Source organism: Duganella sp. GW822-FHT06D06, from assembly GCF_058799615.1.
Genome location: NZ_JBXALQ010000006.1, coordinates 305333 through 331142, shown reverse-complemented (window position 1 = coordinate 331142; position 25810 = coordinate 305333). Strand labels below are relative to the sequence as shown.

General features: G+C 66.5%; 22 protein-coding genes. 11 read left to right on the top strand and 11 right to left on the bottom strand.

The genetic code is table 11. From position 1 onward, the window contains the following. Positions 1-67 precede the first annotated feature (67 nt). Positions 68-3355 carry a TIM-barrel domain-containing protein gene (locus tag AC1RMD_RS14180; protein WP_492927247.1) on the bottom strand — a complete coding sequence of 1096 codons (3288 nt, stop codon included), beginning with the start codon at positions 3353-3355 and terminating at the stop codon, positions 68-70. 270 nt (positions 3356-3625) lie between these two features. Here AC1RMD_RS14180 and AC1RMD_RS14175 point away from each other — a divergent pair, with 270 nt between their 5' ends. Genes AC1RMD_RS14175 through AC1RMD_RS14150 form a run of 6 tightly spaced genes read left to right on the top strand, consistent with a single transcriptional unit; the run spans position 3626 to position 10827 of the window. Further along, complete coding sequence (locus tag AC1RMD_RS14175; protein WP_492927246.1) at positions 3626-4762, top strand: SIS domain-containing protein; 1137 nt, start codon at positions 3626-3628, stop codon at positions 4760-4762. Next, entirely contained in the window at positions 4749-5723 is a 975-nt protein-coding gene (locus tag AC1RMD_RS14170) for an ROK family protein (RefSeq protein ID WP_492927245.1), read from the top strand. Before AC1RMD_RS14175 ends, AC1RMD_RS14170 begins: the two co-directional genes overlap by 14 nt. Beyond that, positions 5720-7093 carry a D-tagatose-bisphosphate aldolase, class II, non-catalytic subunit gene (locus AC1RMD_RS14165; RefSeq protein WP_492927244.1) on the top strand — a complete coding sequence of 458 codons (1374 nt, stop codon included), beginning with the start codon at positions 5720-5722 and terminating at the stop codon, positions 7091-7093. Before AC1RMD_RS14170 ends, AC1RMD_RS14165 begins: the two co-directional genes overlap by 4 nt. A gap of 33 nt (positions 7094-7126) precedes the next feature. Further along, positions 7127-7894: a DeoR family transcriptional regulator gene (locus tag AC1RMD_RS14160; RefSeq protein ID WP_026335293.1), complete on the top strand. Its 768-nt coding sequence runs from the start codon at positions 7127-7129 to the stop codon at positions 7892-7894. 3 nt (positions 7895-7897) lie between these two features. Continuing rightward, entirely contained in the window at positions 7898-9010 is a 1113-nt protein-coding gene (nagA, locus tag AC1RMD_RS14155) for an N-acetylglucosamine-6-phosphate deacetylase (RefSeq protein ID WP_492927243.1), read from the top strand. Between the two features lie 11 nt (positions 9011-9021). Beyond that, positions 9022-10827, top strand: a complete 1806-nt coding sequence (locus AC1RMD_RS14150; protein ID WP_492927242.1) for an MFS transporter — start codon at positions 9022-9024, stop codon at positions 10825-10827. Here AC1RMD_RS14150 and AC1RMD_RS14145 read toward each other — a convergent pair. Beyond that, positions 10824-11597, bottom strand: coding sequence for an alpha/beta fold hydrolase (locus AC1RMD_RS14145; protein WP_492927241.1), 774 nt, complete (start codon positions 11595-11597; stop codon positions 10824-10826). The genes AC1RMD_RS14150 and AC1RMD_RS14145 overlap by 4 nt on opposite strands. Positions 11598-11704: 107 nt before the next feature. On the opposite strand from AC1RMD_RS14145, the gene AC1RMD_RS14140 reads away from it, so the two are divergent. After that, the gene (locus AC1RMD_RS14140; protein WP_492927240.1) at positions 11705-13015 is read left to right on the top strand and encodes a M24 family metallopeptidase; all 1311 of its coding nucleotides are present in this window, start codon (positions 11705-11707) and stop codon (positions 13013-13015) included. Here AC1RMD_RS14140 and AC1RMD_RS14135 read toward each other — a convergent pair whose 3' ends face one another. Then, positions 13016-14842, bottom strand: coding sequence for an FAD-dependent oxidoreductase (locus AC1RMD_RS14135; protein ID WP_492927239.1), 1827 nt, complete (start codon positions 14840-14842; stop codon positions 13016-13018). Between the two features lie 251 nt (positions 14843-15093). On the opposite strand from AC1RMD_RS14135, the gene AC1RMD_RS14130 reads away from it, so the two are divergent. Then, entirely contained in the window at positions 15094-15627 is a 534-nt protein-coding gene (locus tag AC1RMD_RS14130) for a phasin family protein (protein ID WP_492927238.1), read from the top strand. A gap of 6 nt (positions 15628-15633) precedes the next feature. Here AC1RMD_RS14130 and AC1RMD_RS14125 read toward each other — a convergent pair whose 3' ends face one another. Continuing rightward, entirely contained in the window at positions 15634-16296 is a 663-nt protein-coding gene (locus tag AC1RMD_RS14125) for a glutathione S-transferase family protein (protein ID WP_492927237.1), read from the bottom strand. A 178-nt stretch (positions 16297-16474) separates the two neighbouring features. Between AC1RMD_RS14125 and AC1RMD_RS14120 the strand changes: the two genes are divergently transcribed. The 3 genes from AC1RMD_RS14120 to aroQ are packed head-to-tail and all read left to right on the top strand — an operon-like array spanning position 16475 to position 18816. Continuing rightward, positions 16475-17287 carry a MipA/OmpV family protein gene (locus AC1RMD_RS14120; protein ID WP_492927236.1) on the top strand — a complete coding sequence of 271 codons (813 nt, stop codon included), beginning with the start codon at positions 16475-16477 and terminating at the stop codon, positions 17285-17287. A 53-nt stretch (positions 17288-17340) separates the two neighbouring features. Further along, positions 17341-18198, top strand: coding sequence for a CPBP family intramembrane glutamic endopeptidase (locus tag AC1RMD_RS14115; protein WP_492927235.1), 858 nt, complete (start codon positions 17341-17343; stop codon positions 18196-18198). A gap of 15 nt (positions 18199-18213) precedes the next feature. Then, positions 18214-18816: a gamma subclass chorismate mutase AroQ gene (aroQ, locus tag AC1RMD_RS14110; protein ID WP_492927234.1), complete on the top strand. Its 603-nt coding sequence runs from the start codon at positions 18214-18216 to the stop codon at positions 18814-18816. A gap of 21 nt (positions 18817-18837) precedes the next feature. Here aroQ and phoR read toward each other — a convergent pair whose 3' ends face one another. The 7 genes from phoR to pstS form a co-directional block, all read right to left on the bottom strand. After that, positions 18838-20151, bottom strand: coding sequence for a phosphate regulon sensor histidine kinase PhoR (gene phoR / locus AC1RMD_RS14105; protein WP_492927233.1), 1314 nt, complete (start codon positions 20149-20151; stop codon positions 18838-18840). Next, entirely contained in the window at positions 20151-20840 is a 690-nt protein-coding gene (locus AC1RMD_RS14100; RefSeq protein ID WP_492927232.1) for a response regulator, read from the bottom strand. Before AC1RMD_RS14100 ends, phoR begins: the two co-directional genes overlap by 1 nt. 15 nt (positions 20841-20855) lie before the next feature. Further along, positions 20856-21569, bottom strand: a complete 714-nt coding sequence (gene phoU / locus AC1RMD_RS14095; RefSeq protein WP_492927231.1) for a phosphate signaling complex protein PhoU — start codon at positions 21567-21569, stop codon at positions 20856-20858. A gap of 37 nt (positions 21570-21606) precedes the next feature. Continuing rightward, positions 21607-22407, bottom strand: a complete 801-nt coding sequence (pstB, locus tag AC1RMD_RS14090; RefSeq protein ID WP_020706065.1) for a phosphate ABC transporter ATP-binding protein PstB — start codon at positions 22405-22407, stop codon at positions 21607-21609. Positions 22408-22441: 34 nt separating this feature from the next. After that, positions 22442-23311 (bottom strand): phosphate ABC transporter permease PstA, encoded by an 870-nt coding sequence (pstA, locus tag AC1RMD_RS14085; RefSeq protein WP_492927230.1) that lies wholly within the window; start codon positions 23309-23311, stop codon positions 22442-22444. Continuing rightward, positions 23311-24318 carry a phosphate ABC transporter permease subunit PstC gene (gene pstC / locus AC1RMD_RS14080; RefSeq protein WP_492927346.1) on the bottom strand — a complete coding sequence of 336 codons (1008 nt, stop codon included), beginning with the start codon at positions 24316-24318 and terminating at the stop codon, positions 23311-23313. Before pstC ends, pstA begins: the two co-directional genes overlap by 1 nt. Positions 24319-24475: 157 nt before the next feature. Continuing rightward, positions 24476-25522, bottom strand: a complete 1047-nt coding sequence (gene pstS / locus AC1RMD_RS14075) for a phosphate ABC transporter substrate-binding protein PstS (RefSeq protein WP_492927229.1) — start codon at positions 25520-25522, stop codon at positions 24476-24478. Between the last annotated feature and the right edge of the window lie 288 nt (positions 25523-25810).

The window sequence follows — 25810 nt, the reverse complement described above, 5'->3', positions numbered from 1 at the left end:
ATTTGAGGCTGCAACGGCCCCTCCCCGGTCCGTGGAGGGGCTCTTTCTTGTGAAACCAGGGCTTGGGTCAGCGCGGCCGGACGGTGCTGCCCTCGGTTCCTATCAGGACCGCGTTGGCCCAGTTGCCGCAGACCTGGGCCGGCTTGCTGCCGCGCGCGCCCAGGGTGCGCAGGCTGAGTTGACTCAGTCCGCGCACATCGATTTCCGGCTTGACCACGGCGGGCGCCATGATCAGGCCACTGTCGTACAACATCCGTTCGCCGCTCCAGACCTGGAACTGCATGCCGCCCGCGCTGCGGCAGCTGTCGTCCACGCCCAGGTCGGCGCGCAGCAGGTTCCAGTTGCCGGCCAGTTGCAGGTCGACCCGGCTGGCGGCGCCCACGCCCAGGCCCTTGCGGAACCACAGGCCGTTCATGCGCATCTCGCTGCCATGCACAGGCTTGTCGCGGCTGACGTTCTTCGGCAAGACCAGGTCGGACAGGAACTGCTGCACTTCCGGGCCTTCCTTCGGCTGGTAGGCCATCACATGGAAGCTGGACAGCGTGATCGGCTGCACCTCGCTCGGCACGGCGGCGTTGTAGGCGCGCGCGACCGGTGTGGCGACGGCGGTCACCATCGGATCGGTGGCGGCGGCGCCATCGCCCTCGGGGTTCTGCGTGCTCATGACGCGGAAGCGCAGCAGGCGGCCGGCGGCCGGCGGGAAGCTGATCGTCTGCAGGCCCTGCTCCAGCTTCAACTGGCCGCGCTTGACCGGCTGCCCCCAGTCGCCGTTGTTGTCGCCCATGTAGATCTCGTAGTCGCGGATCTGGCCGTGCTGCCAGTGCTGGTCGGTGCGCGGCGCCAGTTCGATGCCGTCGATCAGGCGGCGTTCGGTGAAGCCGATCACCCATTCGTGCGGTCCGCCCTGCACCGCCGGGCTGCGCGTGGTGCGGAACCAGGTGGCCGGGTTGTTGTCGAAGGCGTTTTCCAGCGGGTGGCCGGTTTCTTCGGCCGGACGGTTCATCACCATCATGGCGTCGGCCGGAATGGCGCGGCCCAGCACCGGTGCGGATGGGAAGGCGTCGTCGGCCACCATGGCCGTGGCGCCGGTTTGCACGGTGAAGCGCAGCGGCTGGCGGATGTCCTGGCTGGCGGCCTTGACGTGCAGCGTGCCCAATCGGTCGGCGGCGTCGAAGTACCAGCCGGCGGCGGCGGCATCGAAGGCGGCGCGGTCGGCCAGCGGCGGCAGCACGGCGCTGCCGGTGCTGACGGCGGCCGGACGCTGGCGGGTCAGCAGGCGCAATGCATAGGCGCGGCGATCAGGCTGGCCGGCATAGCTGCCCACCACCGGCTCGACATCGACCTTGACGCCATCGGCGCCGGCGTTCATGCGGACCAGCTGCTGGCTGAAGGCGCCGTCCTGGTACTTGCGGGTATTGCCGTCATCCTCGTACAACGTGAACTCGGAAACGCCGTGCGGATACAGGTCCAGCGTCAGCACGTCCTTCGGTTTCTCGCCGTCGTACAGCATCTCCGGGTACATCGGCAGGATGGCGCCGGCGCGGACGAACACCGGCAGCTTGTCCAGCGTGACGGCCAGGTCGATATCGCGCCCGCCCTTGCCGGCCGTGGCCTGGCGGCCGTCCCAGTAATCGAACCACTGGCCCTGCGGCAGGTGGATGCCGCGGCGCCAGCCCTGGCTGACCGCCTGGCTGCGGTACACCGGCGCCACCAGCAGGTCGCGGCCCAGCAGGTACTGGTATTTGTAGGCTTCGGTGTAGGCCGCCGGATCTTCCGGGTTATCCCACATCAGGCCGCGCACCAGCGGCGCGCCGCTCTGCTCCGCCTCGCGCATCAGCGTGTACATATACGGCGTCAGGCGCATCTTCAGCTTCAGGTAGCGGCGGTTGATGCTGACGTAGGGCTCGGCGAACCACCACGGATGCTTGCGCTCCGCCGCCGCCCAGCCGGACATGCCCATCAGCACCGGGGTAAAACTCTTCCACTGCAAATCGCGGGTGTAGGTCTCCGGGCTGCCGCCGAAGATCGCGTCGACGTCGCCGGTGGCGTAGGCCTGGCCGGACAGGCCGGAGCCGATCAAGGTCGGCACATGCCAGCGGATGTAGTCCCAGCTGGCGCTCTGGTCGCCGGTCCAGGTGACGGCGTAGCGCTGGGTGCCGGCCCAGCCCATCACGGTCCAGATGAATGGACGGCCGTCGGAGTTGTTCAGGATGCCGTCGTAGGCCGACTTGTTGGCGTCCAGCGAAAATTGATAGCCCTTGCCGGTCCACGCCACGTCCAGCTTCTGCACGCGGCTGCCGGCGGTGCCGACTTCCCACGCCATTTTCTCGACGCCGTTCTCGGTCCACAGGCCGGTGCGGAAGCCATACTTGGCCAGGCCCTGCACCGTCTCCGGCAGCGCCGAATAGCCGCAGCCGTAGCCGTCGTTCGGCAGGATCCAGCCGCCCGGCATGTCGTGCTCGCGGTACTTGCGCGCCACGCTTTCGACCACGTCCGGCGTCTTGCCGGTCGGGCCGTCGGTCCAGCCTTTGGGCACGGTGCCCGGCTTCTTGACGTTGTCGCCGTCGTTGTAGCAATCGGCGTCGCCGTATTCCAGCGCCCAGCGCGGCAGCATGCGCGCGCGGCCGGTCCATTCGGTGTAGCGGGCCAGCACGTCGCGCAGGTCCTTGCCGACGAAGTAGTAGGCGTCGAAGCGCGCTTCGTTGTGCTCCAGCGAGATCTGGTCGTTCTGGCGCAGATCGTAGCTGCCGTCGGACCAGGTGTTGCGCAGCATGCCCCAGCCGCGTGAGCTCATCAAAAACGGCGCGGGACTCGGGCGGTCGCCCTCTTCCCAGCCGCCGGAGTACGACACCTGCAACTGCTTGCCCTTGAATTCATAGCGGCCGTTCTGCTGGCCGCCGCCGAAGAAGCGTTCGGTCTTGTCGCTCGACAGCGTCTGCACGCTTTGCTTGTCGCCCAGTTCCAGCGGCTGGATCTCGCGCCACAGCGGCTGCGCGTCGCCGGCGCGGAACAGGCTGAAACGCAGCGGCTTGCGGTCGATGCGCAGGCTCAGGGCGGCCGTGCGTATCAGGATATGGTCGGCCTGCTCGCTGACGCTGTGCTCCACCGTGGCGGCCGGCGTGGCGACGACGATGGGCGCGGCCTTGTCGCCGGCGCCGGTCAGGCCGGATTTGGGACCGGCCCAAATATGCAGCACATCGGCGCGCGGAAGACTAAGCTGTATGTGGGCGCCGGTGTCGGTGACCAGATCCCACTGCTGGCCGGCGCCCGTGGTGACGGTGCGTAAATTGCCGATCGGCGCGGCCAGCAAGGGGGCGCTGGCGAGCAAGGCGGCAATGGCTGAAATCTGTTTCATGGTCTGCTTCTCGAAAGAAAATGCGTTGCGATGCAATTACTCTAGGAATAAAAATAAGTCCGGTCAACAAAAAGAAAGAAAATATTTGAAAAGAGCAGGTCAAATCTTTCGTATTGATAGTCGATCGAATAACTCACTTTCGTTTCCGTGGCAAAAGTGGTACAGCCCTGCCCAACGTCATTGCGAACCAACTTTCTTTTTGCTTTCGAATTTGACATTCCGAAAATAAAACCTTATTCTTTCCCTGACTTAACCAGACTAATTCTTTCGATGACCAACTTACTCCAACGTGCCCCCCAAGCCTGGCGCGATATCGGCGGCCTCGATACCGCCGAAGAAATCGTCCATCAGCCAGCCCTCTGGCGCGAACTGGCGACGCATCTCGCCACGGAAAAAAGCCGCATCGCCGCCTTCCTGGGCGACACCCTGAGCAATCCGCAGCAGCGCGTGATCCTGACCGGCGCCGGCAGCTCGGCCTATGTGGGCGAGATCATCGCCGACGAAATCAACGCCGCCTGGCCGTGCCAGGTGCGCGCGCTGTCGACCACCAGCCTGCTGACCCACCCGGCGCTGTACCTGGAACGCACGGCGCCGACCTTGGTGGTGTCCTTCGCCCGCAGCGGCAACAGCCCGGAAAGCACGGCGGCGGTGCAGCTGGTGCGCGACATGGTGCCGACCGCCCGCTTCCTCAACATCACCTGCAACGCCGACGGCGCGCTGGCCCTGCAAGGCGCCGGCGACGACCAGACCCTGAACCTGATGATGCCGGCCGCCAGCTGCGACCGCGGCTTCGCCATGACCAGCAGCTTCACCTGCATGCTGCTGGCGGCGTTGTGCGTGCTCGATCCCGACTTCCAGCCGGAGCGCCTGGACACGCTGGCGCAACTGGGCGAGCAGGCGCTGGCCGCGTGGTCGGCGCCGGTGGCGGAACTGGCCGCGCAGCGCGTCTCGCGCGTGGTCTACCTGGGCAGCGGTCCGCTGGAGGCGCTGGCCAAGGAAGCGGCGTTGAAGATCCTCGAACTGACCGCCGGCAGCGTGCTGGCGATGGCCAACAGCGCGCTCGGTTTCCGCCACGGCCCCAAGGCCGCGTTGAACCAGGAGACGCTGGTGGTGCTGTTCCGCAGCTCCGATCCGCTGTCGCGCCGCTATGAGCACGACCTGCTGCTGGAGCTCCAGCGCGACCAGGTGGCGGGCCGCTGCCTGACCGTGGGCGCCGGCGCCGACATCGGCATCGACGCGCCGGCCTGGCCGGACGCCTGGCTGGCCCCGTTGTGGCTGCTGATGGCGCAGCAGTACGCGCTGCACCAGTCGGCGCTGCTGCAACTGCGTCCCGATAATCCTTTTGCCGGCGGCACCGTCAACCGTGTCGTGCAAGGCGTCACCATCTACCGCCATGACGAATTCTGAACCACGCGGCTATCACGGCATCGACATCGGCGGCACCAAGATCGAGCTGGTGGCGTTTGCCGAGGAAAGCCGTGAACTGAAGGAAGTCCACCGCGAGCGCATCGCCACGCCGGGCACCGATTTCGCCGAGTTCCTGCTGGCGGTCCAGGGCCTGGTGGGCCGCGCCGACAAGGCGCTGGGCCTGCGCGCGCCGGTCGGCATCGGCCTGCCGGGCGTGATCGACAGCGCCACCGGACGCCAGCTCAGCTCCAACGTGCCGGCGCTGAACGGCCGCGCCGTGGCCCATGCGCTCAAGGATGCACTGGAGCGCCCGGTCGCCATCGGCAACGACTGCCAGTGCTTCGCACTGTCGGAAGCGCAAGGCGGCGCGGCGCACGGCCAGCCGACCATGTTCGGCGCCATCATCGGCACCGGCGCCGGCGGCGGCTATTGCGTCGGCGGCCGCCTGCTGCGAGGCGCCAACGGCGTGGCCGGCGAATTGGGCCACTGGCCGCTGCCGGCGGCACAGCTGGCATCACAGCTGGTGCTGCAGTTTGCCGCTGCCGCCCTGCCCATCCTCGACTGCCCTTGCGGCCGGCGCGGCTGCCTGGAGCGCTATGTCTCCGGTCCCGGCATGAGCCGACTGCACCAGCACCTCGGCGGCGGCGACGAAACGCCGGCGGCCATCGTCGCGCAGGCGCGCGCCGGTTCAGCCATCGCCGGCAAGACCATGGCGCTGCACGCCGACCTGCTGGGCCACGCGCTGGCCACGCTGGTGCTGACGCTGGACCCGCACGCCATCGTGCTGGGCGGCGGCCTGTCGCAGCTGGCCCACCTGTACGACCAGTTGCCGGCCGCGATGCGCCGCCACCTGTTCCCCGGCGTGCGCGTACCGCCCATCCTGCCGCCGAAATTCGGCGACGCCGGCGGCGCGCGCGGCGCCGCCCTGCTCGCCCGTCAGCAACTCACCGACCACTTATGAAAACTACCGAAACCCTGTCCCCCGTCCAGCAGATCGTCGCCGCCCACCGCCGCGGCGAAGCCGTAGGCCTGTACAGCGTCTGCTGCAGCCATCCGAGCGTGCTGCGCGCGGCGATGCGCGTGGCGGCCGACTACGACACCGTGCTGCTGGTGGAGGCGACCTCGAACCAGGTCGACCAGTTCGGCGGCTACACCGGCATGACGCCGTCCGCCTTCCGCGACTACGTGCACAACCTGGCGCGCGGCCAGGGCTTCCCGCTGGAGCGCCTGGTGCTGGGCGGCGACCACCTAGGCCCCAACGCCTGGCAGGGACTGGACGCGGCCACCGCCATGCAGCACGCGGAGACGCTGATCGCCGCCTACGCCGCCGCCGGCTTCCACAAGATCCACCTCGATTGCAGCATGCGCTGCGCCGACGATCCGCAACTGCTGAGCGACGAAACCATCGCCGCCCGCTCGGCGCGGCTGTGCGCGGTCGCGGAGAAGGCGGCCGGGCAGGCCGGCCTGCCGCCGCCGGTGTACGTGATCGGCACCGAAGTCCCGATCCCCGGCGGCGAAGCCAACTTGGCGCAGGCCGGCGCGGTCACCTCGCCCAAGGCCGCCGCGCGCACGCTGGACGTGCACCGCCTGGCCTTCTTCGCGATGGAACTGCACAGCGCCTGGCGCCGCGTGATCGCGATGGTGGTGCAGCCGGGCGTGGACTTCGACCACAGCCGGATCCAGCACTACCAGGCGGCCCAGGCCGGCGCGCTGTCGGCCTTCGTCGCCGGCCAGCCCGGCCTGGTGTTCGAAGCCCACTCCACCGACTACCAGCGCGAATCGGCGCTGCACGACATGGTGCGCGACCACTTCGCCATCCTCAAGGTCGGCCCGGCCGCCACCTTCGCGCTGCGCGAAGCATTGCAGGCGCTGTGCCTGATCGAGAACGAGCTGGTGGCGCCCGGCCAGGCCTCGCGCCTGATGCAGGTGCTGGACGAAACCATGCTGGCGCAACCCAGGCACTGGGCCAAGCACTACCCCGGCGGCAACGCCGAACAACGCCTGCTGCGCCGCTATGGCCTGAGCGACCGTTGCCGCTACTACTGGGGCGAGCCGGCCGTGGTGGCCGCCGTCGACAAGCTTTGCACCAACCTCGATGCGCTGGCGATCCCGCTCTCGCTGCTGAGTCAACACCTGCCGGAGCAGTACCTGGAAGTGCTGCAAGGCCGGCTGGGCACCAAGGCCGACGCGCTGCTGGAGCACAAGATCGGCCGCCTGCTGGCGCAATATGCGCGCGCCTGCAACCGCAACGCCGCCGCAGCAGCGCTAAACACGCTAAATGCGACGGCCGATGTGGCCACGGCGGCTGGCAGCGCGGCCACGATCTGTTAAGCTCGACGTTTTTGTAGAATCGACTGCACAATAATGCGAAATACCAGTCAACGCCGCGCCTCCATCCTGCAAGCGCTTACCCAACACGGCTCGGTCCAGGTGGCCGCGCTGGTGGACCAGCTGGGCGTGTCCGCCGTCACCATCCGCAGCGACCTCAGTGCGCTGGAATCGCAGGGCCTGGCCACGCGCAGCCACGGCGGCGCCACGCTGACCCGTACGCCGCCGCCCGAGCAGACCATACCCCAAAAGGACGCGCTGAACCACGAGCAGAAGGAGCGCATCGGCGCCTGGGCCGCGCGCATGGTGCAGCCGGGCGATAACATCATCATCGATTCGGGCACCACCACCATCTCGCTGGCGCGCCACCTGCGCGAGGCGCAGAACGTGACGGTGATGACCAATGGCCTGAACATCGCCTGGGAACTGGCCGACGCCCCCGGGGTCGACCTGATCCTGACCGGCGGCCTGCTGCGCAAGCAGTCGCTGTCGATCCAGGGCACGCAGGCCGAGGCCTGCCTGCAGGCCTATAGCTTCGACAAGCTGTTCCTCGGCGTCGACGGCTTCGACCTGCAATTCGGCGTCACCACCCACCACGAGGCGGAAGCGAGCCTGAACCACAAGATGGTGGAGCGGGCCAAGAAAATCATCGTCCTCGCCGACGCCTCCAAATTCGGGCGCGTCAGCCTGCACCGCATCGTGCAGCTGGACCGCGTCCATACCGTCATTACCGACGCCAGCATCAGCGCGGAATACCGCGATGGCCTGCTGGAAGCCGGCATCGAACTCCTGATAGCGGAATAAACAGTGTTAAGCGGCAGAATTCTCACACCACAGGGCTGGATCACGGGCAGCATTGCCTTCAACGAGCAAACCCGGCGCATTCAAACCATCCACGCGGACGCGCAGGCCGGCAACGACAGCGGCCTGACCATCCTGCCCGGCTTCATCGACCTGCACGTGCACGGCGCCGCCGGCGTCGACATCATGCAGGGCGGCGACGCCGGCGCCAGCGTGGCGCGCAGCCACGCGCGCCACGGCACCACGGCGATGCTGGGCACCACCATGACGGCCACCGACAATTCGATCCGGCGCGCGCTCAAGGGCCTGGCCGGCGTGATCGCCAATCGCCCGGCCGGCGCCGCGCGCATGCTGGGCGTGCACCTGGAAGGCCCGTTCCTCAGTATCCACCGGCTCGGCGCGCAGCCGGCCGACGCGGTGGCGGTGGCCAGCCTGGAGCTGGTGCGCAGCTATCACGAACTGGCGCCGATCCGCGCGCTGACCATCGCCACCGAAGTCGACGGCCACCTGGACCTGATCCCGATGCTCAAGCAGATGGGCATCCGCGTGCAGCTGGGCCACAGCAACGGCAGCTACGAGGACGGTGTGGCCGCACTGAACGCCGGCGCGGCCGGCTTCACCCACCTGTTCAACGGCATGACGGCACTCAACCACCGCCACCCCGGCATCGCCGGCGCCGCGCTGGCGCATGCCGAGTACGCCGAGATCATCCCGGATTTGCAGCACGTGCACGAAGGAGCGATCCGCGCCGCGCTGCGCGCCATCCCGCGCCTGTACGGCGTGACCGACGCCACCTCGGCCACCGGCATGCCGGACGGCGAGTATGGCCTGGGCAGCCAGCGCGTCTACAAGTGCCTGGGCTGCGTGCGGCTGGCCACCGGTTCGCTGGCCGGCTCGGTGCTGACGATGGACCAGGCGCTGCGCAATTTCGTCGGCCTCGGGCTGGACCTGGCCGACGCCTCCAACCGCCTGTCGCTCTACCCCGCCGACTACATCGGCGAGTCCGAGCGCGGTCGCCTGGCGCCCGGCGCCTGGGCCGACCTGGTGGTCCTGAATGCCGATTTACAGCCGGTGGCCGTCTTCGTTGAAGGCGAAGCCATCGATCTTTCTTCACACTAGCCGGAGTTTCGATGCAAGCCACCCTGCCAACCGCACCCGCCCGCGCCATGGGCTATCTGCTGTTTATCGCCGGTATGGGAGGGCTGCTATATGGGATAGACGTCGGCATCATCGCCGGCGCCCTGCCCTATCTTGAATCGACGGCGTCGGTGGCGTGGAAACTGAGCGCGCAGCAGCTGGGCTTTATCGTCGCGGCGGTGCTGCTGGGCTCCGTGCTGTCGTCGCTGTTCGCCGGCGCGCTGGCCGACCTGGTCGGGCGACGCGCGGCGATGGTGCTGGCCGGCGCGCTGTTCACCCTGAGCATACCGCTGATCGCGCTGGCCGACGGCTACCTGCCGCTGATGCTGGGCCGCCTGCTGCAAGGCATCAGCGGCGGCTTGATCGGCGTGGTGGTGCCACTCTACCTGGCCGAGTGCCTGCACGCGCGCCATCGCGGCCGCGGCGCGGCGCTGTTCCAGCTGCTGCTGACCATCGGCCTGGTGGCGGCGGCGTTGATCGGCTTATTCCAGGCGCAGACGGTGGAAACCGCCACGGCGGCGGCGCAAGGCTTGGCGGAGGCGGCCCGCGCCGACGCCGTGTTCGCGGCCAAGGACCATGCGTGGCGCAGCATTTTCTGGATGTGCCTGGCGCCTGGCCTGGTGTTCACGCTGGGCGGCCTGCTGCTGTCGGAATCGCCGCGCTGGCTGGCGCGCAAGGGCCGCATCGCCCAGGCCCGCGCCGCGCTGCTGCGCACCCGTCCCGCCGCCGAGGCGGAAGCGGAGCTGCGCGACATCGAACTGGCCTTGTCGCCGGCGACTTCGTCCGGCGGCGCGGTGGCCAGCGACCGTCTGCTGAGCCGCCGCTATGTGCTGCCCTTCCTGCTGGCCTGCCTGGTGCTGGCGCTGACGCAGGCCACCGGCATCAATTCCATCCTGGCCTACGTGGTCACCATCCTCAACCAGGCCGGCCTGCCCGGCGCCACCGCCAACATGGCCGACGTCGCGCTCAAGGTGCTGAACGCGGTGATGACGGTGGTGGCGGTGGCGCTGGTGGACCGCAAGGGCCGCAAGTTCCTGATGATGCTGGGCACCGGCGGCATCGTGCTGGCGCTGTTGACGGCGGGCCTGCTGTTCCGCAGCGTGGAAGGCGAGCAGCGCGACATCAGCGCCATGCTGCAAACGCGCGCCCAGGCCGACAGCCTGGAGCTGCGCCTCGATCCGGCCACCTTGCAGGCGCTGGGCGGCACGGCCGCCGACGGCGCCGCCATGCAGCTGTCGATCGCCTATTCCTACGGTCCGTTCACCAATGTGCAAAGCCGCCGCAGCGACGATCCGGCGCTGCCGCCGCTGCGCCTGGCCCGTGAAGACACGGTGCAGGCGGACAGTGTGATCGGCGCCTTCTTCCGCCGCCTGCATCTGAATCCGTTCGCCGATCCGGCCGATGCGGTGGGCGCGCCGCTGCGCATCGAGCAGGCGCACCTGTCGGCGGTGCCGCCTTCCACGCACGGCTGGCAGGTGGCGCTGGCGATCTGCCTGTTCGTCGCCAGCTTCGCGGTCGGCCCCGGCGTGTGCGTGTGGCTGGCGTTGTCGGAGCTGATGCCCAACCGTATCCGCTCCAACGGCATGAGCGTGGCGCTGCTGATCAACCAGTTCGTGTCCACCGTGATCGCGGCGGTGTTCCTGCCGACCGTCGGCCAGTATGGCTATGCCACGCTGTTCTTCTACGGCGCCGGCTGCGCGCTGCTGTACTTCCTGACCGCCACCTTCCTGCTGCCCGAAACCAAGGGCAAGACGCTGGAAGAAATCGACGCCCACTTCTCGCGCAAAGCCGCTGCCTAAGCCAGGCAGGCTTCGAGCGACGATTCGAGCAGCGGGAAGTGGCCGCTGTCGACCAGGCGTACGCTGGCCTGCGGGAAGATGGCGCGCCAGATGGCGCCATCCTGTTCCGCATCTATCATCGGATCGTGGCGGCCGAACAGCACCGACACCGGTCCGTTGAAGGCGCTGCGTCCCGGCGGCTGGAAGCTGGCCGCAAAATCGTCCGACACGGCGACCGAGGTCGGGCCGTCAAAGGCGCCCGGCTGTTGCAGCACTTCGAGGAAATGGCGCGGCGCATCGCCGGCGTGCGGGCCGAAATACAGCGACGGCACATCCGGCAGCAGTTGCAGCACACCGAACACGTCCCAGAAACGCGCCCGCCCCGGCGCCGCTTCGTAGGCCGCCAGCGCCGCGACGACCTTGGGCGCGTCGGCGTGGCCGGCATTGCGGGACAGCGCGTGCCGCGCCAGGCGCAGCGCGGCCTGTTCGGGATTGTAGGTCGGCGCCAGCAACACGACGCGCGCCACCAGTTCCGGCGCGTGGTTGGCGACGTGGGTCGCCAGGTGGGCGCCGAAGGAACTGGCCATCACGGTCAGCGGCGCGCCGTGCGCCGCCGCGCTGCGGCGGAACCCTGCCAGCGTGGCCTCCAGCAAATCCAGGTAGGGGCGCTGCGCGCACGGAGCGGCCGGCGGCTGCTGCCACCATTCCACGTCGACGGCCTGCGGGAAGCGCGTGCTTTCGATGGCGACGTTCAGGCCCGGGCCGCCGTGCAGGTAGAAAATCGATGCCATGCTTGCTCCTCGTGAGTGGTCTGACGCCAGCGTAACGCAAGAGTGCTTTTTTAACAAGTATGCAGCTAGTTGATTGACTTCGCCGGGCGCTGTGGTCAAATGGGCGCATGAAAAAATATCTCCTTGCGATGTCCCTGCTGCTGGCGGCCGCCCATGCGCCGGCCCAGGTGCTGCCGGTGCGCGAACAGGCGGCTGTGATCAACCAGCTGCTGGCCGAACGCTTCGATACGCTGCTGCCGGACATGATGGCGCAGACCGGCATCGATATGTGGATCGTGGTCGCGCGCGAATACAACGAAGACCCGGTGCTGAAGACCATGCTGCCGGCCGAATGGCTCAACGCCCGCCGCCGCACGGTGCTGCTGTTCTACCGCGACCCGGCCAGCGGCCGCCTCGACAAGCTGGCGGTGGCGCGCTACAACGTCGGCAAGAGCATCGCGGCGGCGTGGGACATGCAGAAATTCCCCAACCAGTGGGATGCGCTGGTGGCGCTGGTCAGGCAGCGCAAGCCGAACCGGATCGCGCTCGACACCTCGCGCCATTTCGGCCACGCCGACGGCATAGCCCACACCGACTACACCGAGCTGCTGCAGGCGCTGCCGCCCGAGTACCGCGCCAAGGTGGTGTCGGCCGAGCCGCTGGCGGTGCGCTGGCTGGAGACCCGCACCGAGCGCGAGATGCAGATCTACCCGCAGCTGGTCGACGCCACCCACAAGATCATCGCCGAAGGTTTTTCCGAGCGAGTGATCACGCCCGGCATCACCACCAGCGAGGACGTGGTGTGGTGGTTCCGCCAGAAGATCCGCGACCTGGGCTACGACACCTGGTTCCACCCATCGGTGGAGATCCAGCGCCAGGGCAAGGGCCAGGCCGACGCCGGCGTGATCCAGCCCGGCGACCTGCTGCACGTGGACATCGGCATCACCTACCTGCGCCTGAACACCGACGTGCAGCAGCACGCCTATGTGCTCAAGCCCGGCGAGCGCGCCGCGCCGGCCGCGCTGGTGCAGGCCTTCGCCCGCGCCAATCGCCTGCAGGACATCCTGACCGCGCAGTTCCAGCATGGCCGCACCGGCAACCAGATGCTGGCGTCCGCGCTGGCGCAGGCGCGCGCCGAGAACCTGAACCCGACCATCTACACCCATCCGATCGGCTACCACGGCCACGCCGCCGGTCCCGCCATCGGCATGTGGGACATGCAGGACGGCGTGCCGGGCAGCGGCGACGAGGCGCTGCGCCACCGCACCGCCTACTCGATCGAGCTCAATGCGGCGACCGCGCTGCCGGGCTACGCCGAGCCGGTCCGCATCATGCTGGAGGAAGACGCCTACTTCGACCAGGCCGGCATCCGCTACATCGGCGGACGGCAGAAGGAGCTGCTGCTGGTGCCGCGCCGCGCGCCCGCCGTTGAACCCTGACTAGCCCTTGCGCGTGAAGCCGTCGTCGCTCCACGCCTCGCTGCCGACGCCGTGGCGCACGAAGAACAGGCCGTGCGGATCGTACTGGCGCTTGGCGCGCGCCAGCCGCTCGTAGTTGGCGCCCCAGAACGCGGCCTGCCAGTCCTTGAGGAAGTAGTCGCTCTCCGACACATAGGAGCCTGCGTTGGGCGCGGCCTTGCGCAATTCCGCCATCGCCCGGCCGATCGACGCGGCCCGATCGCGGCCGCGCTGCGCGCCCTTCGCCGCATCCTCTTGTGCGCCCGGCATGCCCGGATAGCGCGGGCCGTCGCCGCCGGCGATGATGGCCAGCGCGAACGCGCCCAGCACGTCGGGATTGGTCGCCGTGTCGCGCGCGGCGGCCAGGTCGGCGGCCGAGGCGCCGGCCAGTCCCTTGTTGAAGTGCAGGCCCACGCGCCAGTGCCGCGTGCTGCGGAACAGCGCGTCCGCCAGGCGCGCCTGCTGTTCGGCGGCCAGCAGCGTGGCCGGCAGCCAGGCCGACTGGTAGCCGTGGATGAACCAGCCCGCGTCCTCGGCGTCGCCCTTCCACACGCCGCGGTGCGCCGGGGCGCCGGGACGCTCGTCGGCCAGCATGAAGCCGGGCGCGTGCTTCTTGAAGAAGTCCAGGTTCCAGAACTGCCGCGCCGGCAGCGCCACCACGCGCAACGGTTTTTCCAGCGTGTACTCGGGACGCTCGCCCAGCCAGGCCAGGAACGGCGCCCACACCGCCTCCGCCTGCTGCTGGTTCAAGCCCTGGAACACCATCGCCACGTCCACCGTGTTGCCGGTGTTGAAGCCGATCTGCTCGCCCCAGTTGGGGTTGAACAGCGCGCCGGCATAGAACGCCAGCACCTGCGCGATCAGCGCGCGGTAGGCGTCGTCGCTGGCGGCCTTGATGGCGAAGAACACCGCGCCGAAAGTCTCCGGCAGTTCGCGCGTGCGCAGGGTCAGCCGCGTGACCACGCCGACGCTGCCGCCGCCACCGCCCTTCAAGGCCCAGAACAGCTCGGGGTTGGTGCAGGCGTTGGCGATGCGCACCTGGCCGTCGGCGGTCACCACCTCTGCTTCCAGCAGGCCGGCGGCGGCGGTGCCGTAGTTCTTGGAGAAGTTGCCGAAGCCGCCGCTCTGCACCAGCCCCGCGACGCCGACCGTGGTGCAGCCGCCGCCCTGCACGTAGCGGCCGCCGCGCGTGGTGACGGCGTCGTAGGCGTCGATCCACATCGCGCCCGCGCCCAGCGTGACGGCCGGCTGCGGCGCCTCCTGGCAGCCCTGCGCGACGAACGCCGGCTGCAGCGTGGCCTGGTTCATCTGGCGGGTCCAGACCAGCAGCGAATCGGGCGCGTCGGACGTGCCCTGGTAGCTATGGCCGCCGCCTTTGACCACCAGCCGCAGATTGTGTTCGCGCGCGAAGTTGACCGCCGCCACCACGTCGGCCGTGCCGCGCGCCGCCACCGCGTAGGCGCTCGGCTGCGAAGACCAGGCGTCGAGCCAGCCGCTGGTCTGGGTCAGGGCCGGCTGGTCGCCGATGGCGTAGGTGTTTTTCAGCGCGTCCAGCGCGGCGACGCAGGCCGGCGCAGTGGCGCCACCGACGCCGGCGGCACAGGCGGCGAACGGCGCGTCCAGCTTGAGCAGGCGGCCATCGACCCGCCGCTGCAATTGCTGCCAGGCAGCGTCCGACGGCCAAGCGGCGTCGCCGGGGCGCACGCGGCGACGCGGCGTGGTGGCGGCGGCGCACAGCGAGGCAGGCGACATGAGGGATAACAGCTGCGGCAAGGCCGCCAGCGACTTGAGCAAGCTTCTTCTTTTCATGACTGGCTTTCATGCGTGATAGGGACAACGTCACCTTAGCGCAGCCGTCCGCCGCCGGTCCACCGCTATGTGGCGAGACGGACAAGGGCGTGGCGAAGCGGATAAATTATTGACCAGACTTAACGAATGATGCCTGCAAGCTCCGGGGTGGCAAAAATATGCTGCACCTGCGAAGATAGTGCGGCAGGCGTCCGGCCAAAGCGCCTGTACCAGCAAGCTCTCTTTGGCCCCACACCATCCAGGAGAAGTACATGAATTCGTTTGTGGAAACCATTTCGCCAGCAGCAAAAAATCACGTGCTCGCCCGCATCGACTATTTCAGCGACCTGACCCAAGCCACCTTGCAATCGGTGCGCAAGCTGTCGGAGGTGAACCTGCAATTCAGCCGCGACTGGCTTCAGGATTCCACCGAAGCGCTGCGCTCCGCCCTGCTGACCCCGCTGGAGGAACGCGCGCCTGCCAGCGCGCCGTCAACCGAACAGGCGGCGCACAAGCTGCAGGCGTGGCAGCAGCAGCTGAACCAGCTCGCCAGCGAGTATCAGGCCAGCATCAACCAGCTGGTGCAGCAGCATGCGCCGCAGGCGGCGCGCACGGCGACCGAGCTGGCCGAGGCGGTCACGCACAAGGCCGTCGCCCAGGTCGACCAGCAACTGCGCCAGGGCAAGGCTGCCGGCAAGGAGATGCTCGATCAGGCCCACCACTTCGCCAGCGTAGCGGCGCAGAACGGTTCGATGGCGCAACCGGCCTCGATGCAGAGCGCCGAGGACCAGGGCAACAAGAACTAGGCGCCGTTACAGGAAGCGTTCCGGAATATCGTCGACGAACGGATACATCGAGAAATACGGCCTGGCCTCGTCCAGCACCTGCCGGACGGACGGCCGGCCGATCAAGCGCTCGAAGTAGGCGTTGAGCTGCGCATATTCCTCGGGGAACGGCAACAGCGTGGCGGCGTAGAACAGCGCCGGCGCCGCCGCGCAATCGGCCATGCTGAACGCCTCGCCGCACATCCAGCTGCGCGTGGCCATGCGCTTCTCGATCATCTTGTAGGCCGTCTTGAGCTTGGTGCGCTCCTTGGTCTGGTCGCACTGCATGCCGTTCAGGTGGCCGAGCACGATGGTCTGCACCGGCTCCTGCACATAGTTATCGAAGAAGCGGTCCCACAGGCGCACATCGAGCGCCGCGTCCCAGTCGGCCGGGATCAAATCCTGCGGGCCGGGGAAATAGCGGTCCAGGTATTCGATGATGACCGAGGTCTCCGGCACGTCGCGCCCGCGCTCGTGGTCGCGCAGCACCGGGAACTTGCACAAGGGCCAGATCGCCTCCAGCTCGGCGCGGTCGCCCTCCTCGCCCAGGTTGATCAGCCGCTTGTCGAAAGGCGTGGCGTTCTCGTACAGCGCGATCAGCACTTTATGGCAGAACGAGGCCAGTGGATGGTAATACAGCGTCAGGGACATGGTCGGCTCTCCGGGGGCTCAGGCACCGCCACGCGGTACCAATCAATTCGGCACATGATACTTCAGACAAGCTGGTGGCGGCGAACGGGAAATGTTGCGACACTTCGCTCCGTCATACGCCGGGCCACCTTCCATCAGCGCCGGCGGACCACCGAACCTTCACCTCACAGGATCTTCCATGCGCCTTGCCATCACCCTTGCCCTCGCCTCCCTTTGCGCCCTCAGCGGCAACAGCTACGCCGACGCCCTCGACCGGACTTCGTCGTCCGGTCCGCAAACCGCGCCCGGCGCCGGCGACAGCCTGACCGTGGGCGGCGGCATCGCCTATGTGCCGGAATACACCGGCAGCAAGAAAAGCCGCGTGGTGCCGCTGCCCTACATCGAGCGCACCTTCAACAACGGCGTCTTCCTCAGCACCATGCGCGGCGTCGGCTTCCAGACCAGCGTCGGCGACGTCGGCCTGAGCGCGGCGTTGGGCTACGGTGGCGCGCGCGCCGACCACAAGCGCAGTGTGTTCGACGGCTCCGACGCGCTCAAGGGCATGGGCGACATCCAGGGCGCGGCCCAGCTCACGCTGGCCGCCAGCTATGAGCTCGGTACCGTAGGTCTCAGCGTCGCCACCACGCAGAACCTGGCGCACCGCGAACACGGCTCCACCTACACGCTGGGCGCGTCGATGCCGCTGTACACCACCGCCAGCGACCAGATCGGCTTGAGTTTGTCGACCGAGTATGCGGACAAGAAGCACATGCAAACCTACTTCGGCGTGACCGCCGCACAAAGCGCCGCCTCCGGCTACAAGGCATTCACCGCCAAGGGCGGCTTCGCCAACGTCTCGGCCAGCGTCAACTGGAACCATGTGCTCGACAAGAACTGGTCGGTGCACACCGTGCTCGGCGTCACGCAGCTGACCACCGATGCCGCCGACAGCCCGCTGACCAAGCGCAAAACCGCGCCGATGCTGATGACGGGCATTGCCTACAAGTTCTAAATTACTTAGCTGGGTGATACTATTGAGGGAAATTCATTCATCGTTTCCCTCAAATGCCGACACTCACGCTGCTGACCTTTATCGCCCTCGCGCTGTCCGTGGGGGCCGTCTGGCTCCCACGCTCTCCCCGCTTCCCGCTCGCGCCCTGGCAAATCTGGTTTGCCTTGGCGCTGCTATGTGGCGCGCTGGCTGGCGTGCTGCACGCGCCGGCCTTCATCGCGCTGGCCCTGTTCGTCGGCGCGGCCTGGCTGACCGATGCGGTGTCCAAAAAATATCTGCGGATGCTGTTCGGCGTGGTCACGCTGGTGCTGGCGTTTGCGCTGGCGATCCACAAGCTGCCAGGGTTCAGCAATCCCGTGGTGATCGCGGACGCGGTGTTCTCGGCCGGCGCCAAGCCCTACACGCAGTATGCGAATTTCGACAAGGGCGCGGTTGGCCTGATCTTGTTGGCTTTCATTTGCCATCGCACAGCGTCGCTGGCCGAATTCGGCGGTGTGCTGAAGCAGACCTTGCCGGTGCTGCTGCTCACCGTGGCGGCCGTGATGGCCTTTGCCACCGGCGTCGGTTTCGTGCAGCCGGCGTTCAAGCTGCCTGAGGTCACGCTGCAATTCCTCGCGGTGAACCTGTTCTTCACGGTGGTCGCCGAAGAGGCGTTCTTCCGTGGCTTCATCCAGGCGCGACTGGCGTCGGCGCTGTCCGGTTTGCGTCATGGCGCGTGGGTGGCGCTGCTCTGCTCCGCCCTGCTGTTCGGCGCAGCCCATCTGGCCGGCGGCCCGCTGTACGCCGCGCTTGCCGCCATCGCTGGCCTGGGCTACGCCTACGCCTACCACGCCACCCAGCGCATCGAAGCGCCCATCCTCGTGCACATCGCGCTCAACGCCGTGCACTTCATCTTCTTCACCTACCCCTGATCAAAAGGAGAGTTCATGCGCGCAGCGATCCGACTCGTCCTGCTCTGCCTGCCGCTGGCCGGCGCGCTTGCATCGGCCCAGACCGTCGGCGGCCGACCGGACGAAGTTATTGCGCGCAGCGTGGCGCCGGCGTCCGCTTTGCGGCGCGACCTGGAGCCGTTGCGGCTGGCCATAGACCAACGCCTGCTGCTGGCGCAGGCGGTGGCGCGCGCCAAGTGGAATGTGCAAGCGCCGATTGACGACCTGCCGCGCGAGGCGCAGGTGATCCAGGCGGCAGCCAAGCAAGGCGCTGCGCTCGGTCTGGCCGATACTTGGGTCGAAGCGGTGTTCCGCGCGCAGATCGAGGCATCGAAAATCGTGCAGCGCGAACTGTATGCGAAATGGCGGACGCAACAGGCCGGCAAGTTTGACGACGCGCCCGATCTGGCCAAGACCATACGTCCAGAACTCGACCGGATCACCGCGCAGCTGTTGCGCTCCATGGCCGACCATCAAGCCGTGCTGAAAGCCGACGCGCGCAAAGCCGACGTGGCACGCGCCTTGCGTCCGCTTGAAGCGACGGCGCTCAGTCCATCCGCCGTCGAGCAGGCGCTGGCGCCCTTTGCGGCGCCGCATTGAGCCGCATGACCGGACAGCCGGCTAGTTGAGCAACAACTCCGGCTGCCGCTGCACGATGGCGCTCTTCGGCAGGCAGACGAGGAAGGAACTGCCCTTGCCCGCCTCCGACTTGATCTGCAAGGTCGAGCCATGGCGCAACAGCACGTGCTTGACGATCGCCAGCCCCAGCCCGGTGCCCTGGGTCTCGCGCGAACGGCTCTTGTCGACCCGGTAGAAACGTTCGGTCAGGCGCGAGATGTGCTCAGGGCTGATGCCGATGCCGGTGTCTACCACCATGAACTTGACGCCGCCGTCATACTCTTTCCACACCAGATGGATCTTGCCCCCGGGCGGCGTATAGCGCACCGCGTTCGAGGCCAGGTTGCCGAAAGCGCTGTGCAGCTCTTCATAACTGCCCATGATGTCCGGACCATGCACAGCCATCGTGATCTCGTGCTTGCCGGCCGACAGCGCCCGCGCGTCGCGCAACACCTGCTCCATCAGCTTGGGCACGTCGACCGGCTCCGGCCGCATCGGATAATCCACCGACTCCAGCCGCGACAAGGTCAGCATGTCCTCGATCAGATGCTGCATGCGATGGCCCTGCTCCGTCATCAGCTTCAGGTGCGCCGAGCGGGTGGCCGCATCGAGCCCCTCGGAAGCGGCGATCTCCAGGAAGCCGACGATCACCGTCAACGGCGTGCGCAGCTCATGCGAAGCGTTGGCGATGAAGTCGCGCCGCATCTCTTCGATGCGCTCGCTCTCGGTGGCGTCGTGCGTCACCAGGATCTGCCGGCGGTTTTCAAACGGAATGATATGCACGATCAGCTTGCGTTCGCGGAAGCTGATCGTCAGCGGCTGCTCGTAGCGGCCGAGGATGATGTAATCCATGAAATCCGGACTGCGCACCAGGTTGGTCACCCGCATGCCCTTGTCGCGCTCGTGCGTCAGGCCCAGGTGCTTCTCGGCGGCCGGATTGCACCACTCCAGGAACAGCACGTCGTCCATGATGACCACGCCGTCCGGCAGCAAATGCATGGCCTGGCGGAAGCGCGCCAGCCATTCGGTCAGCTCGGCCTGGTTCTTCTCGTCGTCGCGCCGCATGCGGTACAGGCGCGAGAAGATATTGGTCCAGGCGCCCCAGCCGTCGGGCAGCTTGGCGCTCTGCGGATCGTCCATCCAGTTGCTCAGCTGGTAAAGATAGCTCAACTGCACGAACACCATCACCATCATGGCGAGCAGCGCCAACACCAGGCCGTTGACCCAGCCGAACATCCAGCCCAGCATCGCGCAACCGGCCAGGATGATGGCGGTGCGCAGCGCGGCCGGCACCCAGAACACCAATTTTGGATTCATTATTTCTCCGACAGCATGTAGCCCACGCTACGCACCGTCTTGATCAGATGCTCGGCCTCTTTCAAGGCCTTGCGCAGACGCAGCACGTGGACGTCGACGGTGCGCTCTTCGATCACCACATGGTCGCCCCACACCTTGTCGAGCAGCTGGCTGCGCGAGAACACCCGTTCCGGATGCGCCAGCAGGAACTTCAGCAGCTTGTACTCGGCATGGCCGATATCGATCTTCTGCTCGTCCATCAACACCGTGCAGCTGACCGGGTCCAGCATCACATTGGCCGCGCGCATGGTGGCCTGCGCATGCTCCGGGCTCTTGCGGCGCAACAGCGCCTTGGCGCGCGCCAGCAGCTCGCGCGGCGAGAAGGGCTTGGTGACATAGTCGTCGGCGCCGCTGTTCAGGCCCGCCAGCTTGTCTTCTTCCATGCTCTTGGCGGTCAGCATGATGACCGGGATTTCATTGAACTGGCGGTCGGAACGGATGCGCGCCAGCAGGCGCAGGCCGGTCTGGTCGGGCAGCATCCAGTCCAGCAGGATCAGTTGCGGGGTCTTGCTCTGGATGAAGTCCCAGGCCTCGGAACAGCTTTGCACGGCGCAGCAGTTCCAGCCCGCTTCGCGCAGCGAGAACGTCACCAGCTCGACAATGGCCGGCTCGTCTTCGACGATCAGTACGGTGGTTTTATCGGATGCCATATTTCTCTTATTAACTTACTGCGCTTGCTCGGGCGCGTCGTCCGGTAGCGGTGCGGTCTTGGTGTGGCGGATGTCCTTGCCTTCGACGACGTAGATGACGTATTCGGCGATGTTCTTGGCGTGATCGCCGATGCGCTCGATCGCCTTGGCCACCCACAGGGTGTCCAGCGCGGCCGAGATGGTACGCGGATCTTCCATCATGAAGGTGATCAGATTGCGCATGATCGAACGGAACTCATGGTCGATCACGGCGTCCTGGGCGATCAGCTGCAAGGCTTGCTTGCCGTCGTTGCGGGCGAACGCGTCCAGCGCGTCGTGCAGCATGTCGCTGGTGTTGTTGGCGATGCCGCGCACCATCTCGTAGTGGTTGACGGTCACCGCGCCGCGCGCGTGCAGCGCCTTGGCGGTGCGGGCGATCTTGGTCGCCTCGTCGCCGATGCGCTCCAGGTCGGTGATCACCTTGATGGTCGCCATGATGGTGCGCAGGTCGTTGGCGGCCGGCTGGCGGCGCACGATCAGGTGGCTGCAGGCGTCGTCCAGCGACACTTCCAGCTGGTTGACGGCGTCGTCCTCGCGCATCACGCGGTCGGCGCGCTCGGGATTGCCGATGCGGAAGCAGGTCATGGCGTCGAGGAACTGGGTCTCGACGATGCCGCCCATCAGCAGCACCTTGCTGCGGATGGCTTCTAATTCGTTGTCGTACTGCTTGGATGAGTGTTCACCGATCATGCTGAGCTCCGTAGTCGTTTTGCTATTATAAGTTCGATCAGCCGAAGCGACCGGTGATGTAGTCCTGCGTCTCTTTGCGCGCCGGATTCATGAAGATCTGGTCGGTCTCGCCGAACTCCACCAGCTCGCCCAGGTACATATAGGCGGTGTAGTCCGAGCAGCGCGCCGCCTGCTGCATATTGTGGGTGACGATGGCGATGGTGTAATCCTGCTTCAGCTCGCTGATCAGCTCTTCCACCTTCGAGGTCGAGATCGGATCGAGCGCCGAGGTCGGCTCATCGAGCAGCAGCACGTCCGGCTTGACGGCGACGCCGCGCGCGATGCACAGGCGCTGCTGCTGGCCGCCCGACAGCGACAGGCCGGACTTGCTCAGCTTGTCCTTGACCTCGCCCCACAGCGCGGCCTTCTTCAGCGCCCATTCGACCCGCTCGTCCATCTCGCCCTTGGACAGGTCTTCATACAGGCGCACGCCGAAGGCGATGTTGTCGTAGATCGACATCGGGAACGGGGTCGGCTTCTGGAACACCATGCCGACCTTGGCGCGCAGCATGTTGACGTCCTGGCCCTCTTCCAGGATGTTGCGGCCGCGGTACATGATCGACCCCTCGGCGCGCTGGCCCGGGTACAGGTCGTACATGCGGTTGAGCGTGCGCAGCAGGGTCGACTTGCCGCAGCCCGAAGGGCCGATGAAGGCCGTGACCTGCTTTTCGTGCACGTCCAGGTTGACGTTGGTCAGGCTCTGGGTTTTACCGTAGAAAAAATTCAGACCAGAAATCTCGATGGTTTTACGTTTGCCGTTGGCGGCTACCACATTCTCTTGGCTCAGTTGCGTATTCATTGTTGATCGCTTTATCAGATTTTGATATTCAGGATTAATTCGGGACTTTTTGGCTGAACAGGGTGCGCGAGATGATATTCAGCGCCAGCACGCTGAAGGTCACCAGCAGCGCGCCGCCCCAGGCCAGCTCGCGCCAGTTGTCGTACGGGCTCATGGCGAAGCCGTAGATCACCACCGGCAGGTTGGCCATCGGCGCGTTCATGTCGGCGCTGAAGAACTGGTTGTTCAGGGCGGTGAACAGCAGCGGCGCGGTCTCGCCGGAGATGCGGGCCACGGCCAGCAGCACGCCGGTGATCACGCCGGCCTTGACGGCGCGCAGGCGCACCATCATCGCCACTTTCCAGCGCGGCGCGCCCAGCGCGAAGGCCGCTTCCAGCAGGCTGTTGGGCACCAGGCGCAACATGTTGTCGGTGGTGCGCACCACCACCGGCACCGCGATCAGCGCCAGCGCCACCGAACCGGCGTAGCCGGAATAGTGCTTGGCGGTGGCCACGTACATGGCCCAGACGAACATGCCGATCACGATCGACGGCGCCGACAGCATGATGTCGGTGACGAAGCGGGTCACCGCCGCCACCTTGTTTTCTTCGCCGTACTCGGCCAGGTAGATGCCGGCCAGGATGCCGATCGGCGTGCTGATCACCGTGGCCAGGCCGACGATCATCAGCGAGCCGACGATGGCGTTGGCCAGGCCGCCGCCTTCGCTGCCCGGAGCCGGCGTGGTCTGGGTGAACAGGTGCACGCTCAGCGCGCCGAAGCCCTTGACCGTCAGCGTGACCAAAATCCACGCCAGCACCAGCAGGCCGATCGACATCGCCGCCACCGACAGCGCGATGCCGATGCGGTGCGTCAGCAGGCGCTTGCGATAGACCGGATTCAAGGGTTGAGTAGATGCGTGCTTCATTATTTGACGCCTTCCTTGCGAGACATGCCGGCCAACATCAGCTTGGCGGCGGACAGAACGATAAAGGTGATCACGAACAGGATCAGCGCCAGCGCGAACAGCGACGAGGTGTGCAGCGGCGTGTCCGATTCGGCGAATTCATTGGCCAGCGTCGAGGCGATCGAGTTACCGGCCGCGAACAGCGACCACGACAGCTTGTTGGCGTTGCCGATGACGAAGGTCACGGCCATGGTCTCGCCCAGCGCGCGGCCCAGGCCCAGCATGACGCCGCCGACCACGCCGGTCTTGGTGTAAGGCAGCACGATCTTGCGCACCACTTCCCAGCGGGTGCAACCGAGGCCGTAGGCCGATTCCTTCAGCACCGCCGGCACGATCTCGAACACGTCGCGCATCACCGAGGAAATGAAGGGGATGATCATCACCGCCAGGATCAGCGCGGCGGTCAGGATGCCGATGCCCATGGTCGGGCCGCTGAAGAACTGGCCGATGATGGGCAGGTGGCCGACGGTGTTTTTCAGGAACGGCTGCACGTAGTCGCCGAACAGCGGCGCGAACACGAACAGGCCCCACATGCCGTAGATGATGGACGGCACGCCGGCCAGCAGCTCGACCGCCGTGCCCAGCGGACGGCGCAGGCCGGCCGGGCAGATCTCGGTCAGGAACAGCGCGATGCCGAAGCTGACCGGGAAGGCGATCAACAGCGCGATGCCGGAGGTGGCCAGGGTGCCGACGATGGCGATCAGCGCGCCATACTTGTCGTTGACCGGATCCCACTCGACGGTGGTGATGAAGGCCGGGCCGAACTCCTTGAAGGCCGGCCAGGCGCCCACCATCAGCGAGATGATAATACCCAGCAGCACCGCCAGCACGGACAGCGCGAACAGCATCGTGGTCTTGTGGAAGATGAAATCCTGGATGCGCTGGTTGCGCATGGTGCGGTGCATGGCCTGGTTGGCGGCCTGCTCGGCTGCGGTAACGCCGGCAGCGGCGGCGGTGGCGGTCTGCATGGCCGGCTCCGATTTGTTCAGTGGCGTGGAAGTGATATCAGCGCTCATATTGTTGTCTCGTGGATGGTAGCTAGCCTGCGGCTCCCGGTCGGGAGGCGCAGGCTAACCCCCTCGCCGCCCGCGCTTGCTGCTGCGCGGCGGCGAAGGGAGGTCCGGATTAGTAGATGGCCTTGCCCGATGCGTCTTTCAGGTTGGCTTTCCAGGCATCCTGGACCAGCTTGACAACCGATGCCGGCAGTGGAACGTAGTCCAGTTCGGTAGCCGATGCGCCGCCGTTCTTGAAGGCCCAGTCGAAGAACTTGACGACTTCCTTGCCTTTGTTGGCGTCAGCCTGTGCTTTGTGCATCAGGATGAAGGACACGCCGGTGATCGGCCACGAGTTCTTGCCGGCCTGGTCGGTCAGCACCACGCCGAAGCCCGGGGTCTTGGTCCACTCGGCGGCTGCGGCCGCTGCCTTGAAGAATTCGTCGTCAGGCTGCAGGAAGTTGCCGTCCTTGTTTTTCAGCTGGGTGTGCGACATCTTGTTCTTCTTGGCGAAGGCCCACTCGACGTAGCCGATCGAACCCTTGATGCGCTGCACGTTGGCGGCGACGCCTTCGTTACCCTTGCCGCCGACGCCGACGATCCATTTCACGGCGGTGCCGGAACCGATCTGGGTCTTGAAGCTTGGGCTGGTTTTCGACAGGTAGTCGGTGAACAGGAAGGAGGTGCCCGAACCGTCGGCGCGGTGCACCACGGTGATTTCACCGGCCGGGATCTTCACGCCCGGGTTCAGCGCGGCGATGGCGGCGTCGTTCCAGTTGGTGATCTTGCCCAGGTAGATGTCGGCCACGACCGGGCCGGTCAGCTTCAGCTGGCCAGGGGTCACGCCGTCCAGATTGACCACGGTGACCACGCCGCCCATGATGGCCGGGAACTGCATCAAGCCTTCGGCGTCGAGATCTTCAGCCTTCAGCGGCATGTCGGACGCGCCGAAATCGACGGTCTTGGCCTTGATCTGCTTGATACCGGCGCCGGAACCGACGGACTGATAGTTCAGGCCGTTGCCGGTGGCGGCTTTGTACGACTCGGCCCACTTGGCGTAGATCGGGTAAGGGAAGGTGGCGCCGGCGCCGGTCATATCGGCGGCGTGTGCAGCGGACGAGAAGGCCATGACGGCCGTGACGCCTACTACCAGGGAAGAGAACAGTTGTTTCAGTCGCATATCAAGTCCTTTTGTTATGACAGGTTAGGATGCTGCGCAGTCTACCGGGCCTATATGACAGCTTTATGACATGACCGAAATATGTCAAAAATAGTTATTCCCGCCCTGATTTGCGCCCCCTCCCCTCTGGGAACAAGCCATGGTGCCGCTGTGGTGCCGCCATATGTTACGCCCATCCTGTCATAATTGGCGCGTCACGAAAGTCATTTATGACAAACGATGTCACGCAGTTGTCATATTTCTTATTTACACTGTTGCATCATTCTTCCGCTAGAAAGTATCGATACA